Raw genomic sequence first — 397 nt, forward strand, 5'->3', positions numbered from 1 at the left:
GGCCGAACACTTCGGTCTTGTACAGGTCCTTCAGCGGCGCATAGCCACCGCACATGTCGCCGTAGATGGTGGCGTAGCCGACCGCGTACTCGCTCTTGTTGCCGGTGGTCAGCAGCAAGCCGCCGAACTTGTTGGCCAGCGCCATCAGGATCACCCCGCGGCTGCGCGACTGCAGGTTCTCTTCGGTCACGTCCGGCGCGGTGCCCTCGAACATCGGCGCCAACGCTTCCATCAGGCCCTTGAACGCCGGCTCGATCGACACCGTCTCCAGCTTCACGCCCAGCGCCTGGCACTGCTCGGCCGCCAGGTCGTTGGACAGGCCCGCGGTGTAGCGCGACGGCAGGCGCACGGCGGTTACGTTCTCCGCGCCCATCGCGTCGACCGCCATGGCCAGCAC

Annotated in this window: 1 protein-coding gene; it reads right to left on the reverse strand. The window is 67.5% G+C overall.

Annotated features, from left to right (window positions below):
* Positions 1-397: NAD(+) synthase (gene nadE / locus EEB19_RS26620; RefSeq protein ID WP_187590315.1), on the reverse strand; the 397-nt coding region annotated here is incomplete at both ends.

This window comes from Gordonia sp. OPL2 (assembly GCF_003797825.1).
Lineage (GTDB): Bacteria > Actinomycetota > Actinomycetes > Mycobacteriales > Mycobacteriaceae > Gordonia.